This is a genomic window from Nostoc sp. FACHB-892, assembly GCF_014698795.1.
GTDB lineage: Bacteria > Cyanobacteriota > Cyanobacteriia > Cyanobacteriales > Nostocaceae > Nostoc.
Genome location: NZ_JACJTR010000111.1, coordinates 1 through 7,156, shown reverse-complemented (window position 1 = coordinate 7,156; position 7,156 = coordinate 1). Strand labels below are relative to the sequence as shown.

Here is a 7,156-nt window from a genome sequence, read left to right as displayed (position 1 = left end):
TAAGGTTCAACTCCAATTCTTGCCGTGCGCGTCGGTCTGTGGGAGTGTCCCACCAAAAAGCGATGCTCACTTCTCGTTGGAGTCCATAACGATGATGCAGTGAATGGTAACTATCTAAATATTGCTTACATCCATGCTCACCTTTCCACCGTTTACCAGATCGTCTTGTTTCACCAACATACAACAGCAAGGGCATGGCATTATCAATCACAAAATAAATAGCGGCGCTACCCGCATCTGTTGGCATCCGATAAAACGCCATTGATTGCAAGGGCAGAGTAAAAGGATCTATCGCGTCTGGGTCGCAGTGCTTTGGGGTAAGGTCAAATAATGCCGTCTGCTGTGGTGGTTTGTTCTCTTGAACCTTCTGCTGATATTCAAAAATCTGAGATTTCCACTTCAACAGCGCCTCAAGGCTCATTAACAGTGTCTCTGCTCTGCGTGCTGGTGTGACGGTCAAATCAGAAAATAAATTTAGCTGGTTGGGTTCCAAGGTGATTAATGGGAATGTACAAACCAGTAGATTATCGCCCACAACTGGATGGAGTCAAACCTGTTAGCATCTTACCTAGAGCGATCGCTGTGTTGATTTTGGGCATTTTAAAGTAGCGTTTACTAAATACAGCTATGTTTAAAGGATTCGGTGGGTCAAAGAAAAAATCAGTGCTTGAAGAGAATGAACTGACCACAGGGATTGTTCAGCATCCAGTTACGGGACTTTAGCAGACATGGATATCATTTACAGGTAATGATATTCAATGTATTACCGCCCATGCTAACCCTGATGATGCTGACCCGGTAGCGAAACAGATTGCTGATGCCTGGAGTGAGGGAAAATACAAAACTAGGGAAGAGGTAACAGCTTTTATTAAATCTCTGCCGACTGATGCTGTCATAGACCCATTACCCCAAATGTGATGCAATTAAGTCAGCAGGCATTAAGCGCAAGGAAGTAATTAGAGCGATTGCTACGCCAACGTCAAGGGCGAACGCTCTAAACAGTATCATCCATCCATCCGCACTCTGGATTTTGACAGTCCCAATGCACCCGTGCTGACCAGTCACGGTCAAATTCAGCACTACACCGAGGGCATCTACCTGTAAACATCGGATGCCAGTCAATCAGTTCTAGCTGCTGTTCTGGTGTCCACCTCGCCTGTGGCTGCACAATCAACTCGCCGTTGTAATAACTGGCCCCCTGCGGTTGCCATAACTCCTCTGGTTCGGCGTTGGGGTCTTCTCGAAAGTCCAAGCAGGTCTCACCCTGTACCCCATCAGGGTGAACGACACAGACGAGGTGGGGGTTATGTGAATAAAGAAGATAGTTATCGCACTCTGGAAGTTTCGGCATAGTACCAGTGTACTGCTTTGTTACAAGCGATCGCTTCCTTAATCGCTTTAATATCTCCAAAAAGAGTGCTGTGGCAATGGGTTGCTGATGCATACAATGCTGCCGATGCAATGCTTTTTTAAAAAACGATAAAAACTTACTTGACCAGAGTACCTATTTCCTCTTAAGTATTTTATACTTTCTTGGCACTACCTTAATAATTGTTGTTTTTAATGGGCTGAAACTTCATCCTCTGAAATAGACTTTATGTCCTCACTATTATTTACAAAAACATATAAGTTTGCTTCATCATCTCTTAAATTAAAAGTCATTATTCATACCCATGTATTAACAGATTAAGTGATTGATATTAGAGAAGTAGTTGCAAAATCTAACTTTTATAATATTATGAATAAAAAATGGGCTGCTAAACGACTTACAATCAATCTCACCTCAAGTGAAGCAGAGAAGCTGGAAAAATACTGCTTAAAGACTGGCAGACCAGCAACCGATGTAATCCGGGAATTAATTCGTTCTCTGACTACTGAAGATAAAGAGTAAAAACCTAGAATTAAAAAAAAGTAGACTGGATAATATTGTCTACTTTAAAACATAAAACTAATTTGTGGTTTAACTAGCGATCGCTTGGCTTGAATTGGGAATCATAAAAGAAGTTAATAGTGATTTTTAGTACAATGGTTTTTAAAGTTCGCTTGATTAGCGTTGGCGTTCTGCTTGTAGCTCAAATGTCGTTACCCGTATTTGCCAACAATCTTACCGCTACAGTTGTAAGCGTAGGTGACGGTGACACCATACGCGTGAGAACGGGTAACAAAACTGTAACTGTTCGCCTCGGTTGCATTGATGCACCAGAGATGAAACAGAATCCTTGGGGTCAACAATCATCTGCAAGACTTAAACAATTGCTGCCAGTGGGACAAGGAATTACCCTACGTGCTATTGAAACTGACAAATATAAGCGCCTGGTTGCAGAGGTGTTTGTCGAGAATCGCAGTGTCAATCTCAAGATGGTGCAAGAGGGACAGGCTGTGATCTATCGTCAGTATCTAAAAAGCTGTCCAGAATCTAAAGATAGTTTGTTACAGGGTGAAAACACCGCCAAACAACAGCGTTTAGCTTTTTGGAGCCAGTCTAATCCTGTGATGCCTTGGGACTTTCGCCACAAAGCTGCTCAACGGGCAACTTCAGTGCCAACTCAAGGACAGCAACAGAATAACTGCGACCCTGCTTACCCGGATTTTTGCATTCCAAAGAATTCACCAGATTTAAATTGCCGAGATATTAGCCAACGAAAGTTTAAAGTGCTGCCACCCGATCCTCATGGGTTTGACCGAGATGGTGATGGCATTGGATGTGAACGGTAGATGTGATTTTAAAAAGATTTTGGACGGACTTTGTCAGGAGAAGTCGGATAAATTGTAAGCTGAAATACCTAAAACTTTGTTAAGGGAAGAATGAAGCTATCGTATTATGTAGTCTGACAAAAGTTTACGGTTCGCTTTAGCCATCTGGGTGGCATTAACATAGCCCTTGGGTATCGCATATTTGCCTATCTGCCCAGACTGAGGCATTTGGTTGATTTCTGAATCACGCCAAAAGTGTGTCAGCATTATAATTGGCTCACTTTTTGTAAATGAGTTTGGCAAAGCGATCGCGTTGCTTCCCGGCTGGCGATCGCTTTTGCGTTATCACTACCTCAGTGTAATCAAAAAACTCTAAAAATACAAGGTGGTGTTGTAAATTAGAGGAGAGCTAAATGACAGAGGAGGTCTGCTTTGTGAAACTGTCCTATGTATCTCGTTTTACTTGGGATGAAGAAACAGCACAGCGATTGAGAAAACTACGGGGGAAAACTAGCCGAGATAAATTAGCGAGTAAAGCTGGTCGTAGCAATACTTTTATCCAAAATCTTGAATGGGCAAACCCTGGAAATAGACCAGAATCAATTTCCAAAGAAGATGCATTTGCTATTTGTAATGCGCTTGATGTACCTATTTGGAAGTTATTTCCAGCGTTAGTAATCAATCCTGAAAGTTTACAAGGAATATGCCAAACTCTATTGACATAGTACAACACCGTGTTGTAAATTATAGATACAAGAGAGGAATTGAGCGCGATGCCTCTCAGAGAAAGAAAGAAGCGCTCAAAACTCAAACCAACCAAATTCAATTAACAACAAAACTATTAGAAACCAATAGCCGGCGGGATGAGTAGCCGCAGCCTAAAACTTGTAATGGCCAAGCCACCGCGAGATGATTCCGATGACCTACCACGTCTAAAAACTGGTTGTAAAAACTTCAATCCTCCCAGAATTAAGGCGATTATTACTCCTCAGTATGTAATCGCCTTTTCAATTAGTTTCCACATGGCTGTACAGAGGACACGGTAACATCCCAATATCTTCTCTACAGCTTTGTGCTGTCTGGTGTTTTGATCATCAGTTAATATGCTTTACCCTGGAATACTTTTATAAGGCTTCGCCAAATCTAGATTGAGAGTGTTGTGCCTTCAGCACAACAAGATGACCAATAAATAGGACGATCGCTCTGTCTGGAAAACTACGCGATCGCCCCTATGCCCCCAACCTTTTAAAGAAGAGGCAATTTCTAATGATGACACAAAGTTTAGCCCCTGCGCCAACAAAAGATCCGTTAACCACACGCGATCGCCAAATCATTGCAACCATCGTCAATCAGTCGGACTACTCCAAAAACTGCAAGCCCGAAGATGTAGTGACTATCTGGATCAACAGTGATGATATTGTGTGGGTAAAAATGACCCACGGCTATGCTCGATACCATAAACAATCATTCAAACACGCTGTTGCAGAGGTAAAAGCGAGTCTTTCTGCTCCAGTAGAGCGCAATCACAAGGAAGAAAAGGAATTAAAACAAGCTTCTGAGAAAATTGGCTTGTTGGGTGATTGTGATTGGCTATCGTTGAGCGTCCAATACTATCCTGATAAAGTAATCGGTCACGCTGGTTGTTATATATCTCACAAGGCTCGAATATTAACCCCACTTGCTGAATGGGACTTCACCCTGCCGAAATGGAATATGCCTGCTGCCATCTGTCCAGACTGCGAAGGACATGGGTGCGGTAACTGCGGGTATCGCGGTACTCGTGCAGAAGACTTGTGCGAACCAGTGGACAGCTACCGATTGACTTATGTAGGATGCACTGACCTTCAGACGGCTCACAACGTATATCTAGATGGTGAGTTCTTGGGAATTGTCTTCAAGGTCAGAAACGCTGATGAGTTATGGGAAAACGACCCCAAGACTTACTATTGGCGGTGTACAGATGGAGTACGGTATTGGAGTGTAAAAGAGGCTGTAAAGGTTTTATCCAGGGCAACTGCTCCGATTGAACTGCCGCAAGTTCGTCGGGAGTTGGTAGCAGCGTAAGAAAGCGGTGGCGTAGCTTTGACAGAAAAGAGCTACGCCCTTTGTATATGTGAAAATGCTTTTGAGTTAAATGTATGAGGTATTTTGTAGCCAATGACGATATTGTGATTGCTGATTGCCCAACTCATGAGTTGGCTTCTATTTGCCCGAAGTCAAGCTGTATTTGGTGAATAAAGTACTGATGCTGGTGAGTATTAAAACACTATTTCAAAATGCAAAAAACAGAATTGAGAGAAATTAGTTCAAAATTATTTTGTATCTAGGACAACTGATTGAAAAATGGCAACAGATCAAACTCTTGACGAATCTCCAACAGTGAACGGTCAAGTAAAGGTTCAAAATCCAGAAATGGAACAAAACGCTCACGTTGGCGGCTGTTGCGCCACATTGAAATCAATTCTGGCAGTAGCTGTGGTAAGACAAAAAAGATTGAAGTATACAACCATATCACTCCACGCTCTTTTACCAGATCATCGTACATAAGTTTGATTGCAGGACTGATGATTGGATCTTTAAGAGTGCGTAAGTGGTCTCGAAATCTGTAATTGCTTGTCCACCACGTCAGGGGCAGAATTTTCAGTTCATCATACATATCGGTATCGCAACCATAAACAACGTGCGATACATCATGTGCAAGCAAAATTTTGGCAAATTCTGGCGATAGTTTGCGTGGGTCAGTAACATTTGGATTTACAACATAGTACTCCTCTAAACCTTGGCGAACTGTCTGAGTACTATTTATGTTTGTATAAAGAGGGCGAGAATGCTGGCTCATAACTGATCTATTACGGTACTAACTAGTATCGTAATTTATAATAACATTTATGAACAATGCTAGAAAAAATTCACTAGGAAGACCTCGTAGTACTCAATCTCATCAAGCTATTTTGCAAGCAACCCTAGAACTGCTAGCAGAAGTTGGATTTGAGCGGATAACCGTAGATGCAATCGCATCCCGTGCTAAAGCTGGCAAAAGTACTATTTATCGGCGCTATAACTCTAAAGGAGAACTGGTTGCAGACGCGATTGAAAGCCTAAGAGAAGAAATTGTTATTCCTGACACTGGTAGACTTTGGAGTGATATAGATGCGCTGATCGCCAGTGCTGCACAAAACACGCTTAACCCTTTAGGTCGGCGAACGGTTGCCATGATTATCAGCAGTGCATCCAGTGACCCTGAATTTGCTCATATCTACTGGACAAAATACTTACAACCTCGACGGCAAGCCTTTGCGATTATTATTGAACGAGCAAAAGTCAGACAGGAAATTGAAGCGGATATAGATCCTGCTCTAGTCTTCGATACGATGAGCGGGATTATGCTTTACGCACAAATATTTCAACCTACCCCTGAATTATGGGAAGCATTTGTTCGTAGCGCTTTGCACTTGATTATTAGAAAACCACTAAGTTAACTGTGACTAAGAGCCTGTCAAGAAACAACTTTTACAATTTGCCATCTAAAAACCTACTAAATCAAGTATTTCTAGCAAAAAAGAAGCAAGGTTGTTTCGTGACAAGCTCTAAGCTAAAAGTATTTCTCTATCCTGTACATTCTAGTTTTGAGATAGTAGCTAAGGCTTACAAGTAAGAAAGCGGGTATAAAAACTTACGTTCATTTTACTAGGCTTTTTATGTACCACAGCAATTGTAAGGTTTAAGAGTGTAATACAGGTTAGGGCTAACCGTTTAAAATAAGATAGGGGAGGAAAAGCAGATGACCGACGATGCCAGAATTGATGATATCTACCTACGCCTCAATGAATTAACAGAGGATGTCGCAACACTAAAAATTCAAGCAGGAACCATTGGAACTTCTCAAATGGCTATCGCTCGGACAATTACCTTGGCTACAGGTTTAGCCTCAGATATGAGAGAAGTAAAAGCCGACATTAGACAAGTCAAAGCTGACATTCGTAATATCGATGCAAGTATAGAAGAAATATTGCGGTTACTGCGGGATAGGAATAATCCACCATCGTAGTTCTAGCGATTAATCATTAACCAGTTTATAGCGCTCTTGCAGTAGCAAAAGCGCTGTTTTATTGGCTCCACGCTTCATATATCACAATTAAACGGCTACGCCAATGCGAAAGTGAAATATATTGGTATTGAACAATGACCCCTCAAGAAACATCGGATTTACTTGCTGCTTTGATGCGCCAAGAGGAACTACTCAAGCAGTTGATCGCTTCAATCAATAAGCCAAAACTAGGATTGCACTCTGATGCAGGCAGTAGCAAAATCTACTGCAATCGTCACAATGGTTCGCTGTGGTATACCCTAAACAACAGTGAAGCAAGTGCGATTACCCAAACTGCCTTAACTGGATATCTAAAAGAACTGAAATTCGAGAAGTGTGAGCGCAGAGGAAAAGAAGTTTACAAGTTGCTGATTA

11 protein-coding genes and 1 pseudogene are annotated in these 7,156 nt (G+C 41.9%); 9 read left to right on the top strand and 3 right to left on the bottom strand.

Annotation, left to right across the window (positions count from 1 at the left end; translation table 11 throughout):
• The coding region (locus tag H6G96_RS39740; protein WP_190920024.1) for a GIY-YIG nuclease family protein at positions 1-493 on the bottom strand (493 nt) is incomplete at its 3' end.
• Positions 494-994: 501 nt separating this feature from the next.
• Positions 995-1,444 (bottom strand): hypothetical protein, encoded by a 450-nt coding sequence (locus H6G96_RS39735; RefSeq protein WP_347242348.1) that lies wholly within the window; start codon positions 1,442-1,444, stop codon positions 995-997.
• Positions 1,445-1,738: 294 nt separating this feature from the next.
• Between H6G96_RS39735 and H6G96_RS39730 the strand changes: the two genes are divergently transcribed.
• From H6G96_RS39730 to H6G96_RS39705, 6 genes are all read left to right on the top strand, one after another.
• The gene (locus H6G96_RS39730; RefSeq protein ID WP_190920022.1) at positions 1,739-1,891 is read left to right on the top strand and encodes a ribbon-helix-helix protein, CopG family; all 153 of its coding nucleotides are present in this window, start codon (positions 1,739-1,741) and stop codon (positions 1,889-1,891) included.
• A 134-nt stretch (positions 1,892-2,025) separates the two neighbouring features.
• The gene (locus H6G96_RS39725) at positions 2,026-2,715 is read left to right on the top strand and encodes a thermonuclease family protein (RefSeq protein ID WP_190920020.1); all 690 of its coding nucleotides are present in this window, start codon (positions 2,026-2,028) and stop codon (positions 2,713-2,715) included.
• A gap of 211 nt (positions 2,716-2,926) precedes the next feature.
• Positions 2,927-3,070, top strand: a complete 144-nt coding sequence (locus H6G96_RS39720) for a hypothetical protein (protein ID WP_190920018.1) — start codon at positions 2,927-2,929, stop codon at positions 3,068-3,070.
• 58 nt (positions 3,071-3,128) lie between these two features.
• Positions 3,129-3,419 (top strand): XRE family transcriptional regulator, encoded by a 291-nt coding sequence (locus H6G96_RS39715; protein ID WP_347242347.1) that lies wholly within the window; start codon positions 3,129-3,131, stop codon positions 3,417-3,419.
• Between the two features lie 138 nt (positions 3,420-3,557).
• Positions 3,558-3,740, top strand: coding sequence for a hypothetical protein (locus H6G96_RS39710; protein ID WP_190920013.1), 183 nt, complete (start codon positions 3,558-3,560; stop codon positions 3,738-3,740).
• A 220-nt stretch (positions 3,741-3,960) separates the two neighbouring features.
• Positions 3,961-4,758 (top strand): hypothetical protein, encoded by a 798-nt coding sequence (locus H6G96_RS39705; protein WP_190920011.1) that lies wholly within the window; start codon positions 3,961-3,963, stop codon positions 4,756-4,758.
• Between the two features lie 259 nt (positions 4,759-5,017).
• Here the strand turns inward: H6G96_RS39705 and H6G96_RS39700 are convergent, their stop codons facing one another.
• Entirely contained in the window at positions 5,018-5,533 is a 516-nt protein-coding gene (locus H6G96_RS39700; RefSeq protein ID WP_190920009.1) for a hypothetical protein, read from the bottom strand.
• A gap of 49 nt (positions 5,534-5,582) precedes the next feature.
• On the opposite strand from H6G96_RS39700, the gene H6G96_RS39695 reads away from it, so the two are divergent.
• The 3 genes and pseudogenes from H6G96_RS39695 to H6G96_RS39685 all read left to right on the top strand — a co-directional run.
• The gene (locus H6G96_RS39695) at positions 5,583-6,173 is read left to right on the top strand and encodes a TetR/AcrR family transcriptional regulator (protein ID WP_190920007.1); all 591 of its coding nucleotides are present in this window, start codon (positions 5,583-5,585) and stop codon (positions 6,171-6,173) included.
• 302 nt (positions 6,174-6,475) lie between these two features.
• Positions 6,476-6,742: a hypothetical protein gene (locus H6G96_RS39690; RefSeq protein WP_190920005.1), complete on the top strand. Its 267-nt coding sequence runs from the start codon at positions 6,476-6,478 to the stop codon at positions 6,740-6,742.
• A 134-nt stretch (positions 6,743-6,876) separates the two neighbouring features.
• Positions 6,877-7,156: pseudogene (locus tag H6G96_RS39685) on the top strand (hypothetical protein); the annotation flags it as partial.

Bases quoted from the DNA above. Each gene is read 5' to 3' on its own strand.
- H6G96_RS39710 (WP_190920013.1), top strand. From the start codon at position 3,558: ATGAGTAGCCGCAGCCTAAAACTTGTAATGGCCAAGCCACCGCGAGAT.
- H6G96_RS39700 (WP_190920009.1), bottom strand. From the start codon at position 5,533: ATGAGCCAGCATTCTCGCCCTCTTTATACAAACATAAATAGTACTCAG.
- H6G96_RS39725 (WP_190920020.1), top strand. From the start codon at position 2,026: ATGGTTTTTAAAGTTCGCTTGATTAGCGTTGGCGTTCTGCTTGTAGCT.
- H6G96_RS39705 (WP_190920011.1), top strand. From the start codon at position 3,961: ATGATGACACAAAGTTTAGCCCCTGCGCCAACAAAAGATCCGTTAACC.
- H6G96_RS39730 (WP_190920022.1), top strand. From the start codon at position 1,739: ATGAATAAAAAATGGGCTGCTAAACGACTTACAATCAATCTCACCTCA.
- H6G96_RS39695 (WP_190920007.1), top strand. From the start codon at position 5,583: ATGAACAATGCTAGAAAAAATTCACTAGGAAGACCTCGTAGTACTCAA.
- H6G96_RS39735 (WP_347242348.1), bottom strand. From the start codon at position 1,444: ATGCATCAGCAACCCATTGCCACAGCACTCTTTTTGGAGATATTAAAG.
- H6G96_RS39690 (WP_190920005.1), top strand. From the start codon at position 6,476: ATGACCGACGATGCCAGAATTGATGATATCTACCTACGCCTCAATGAA.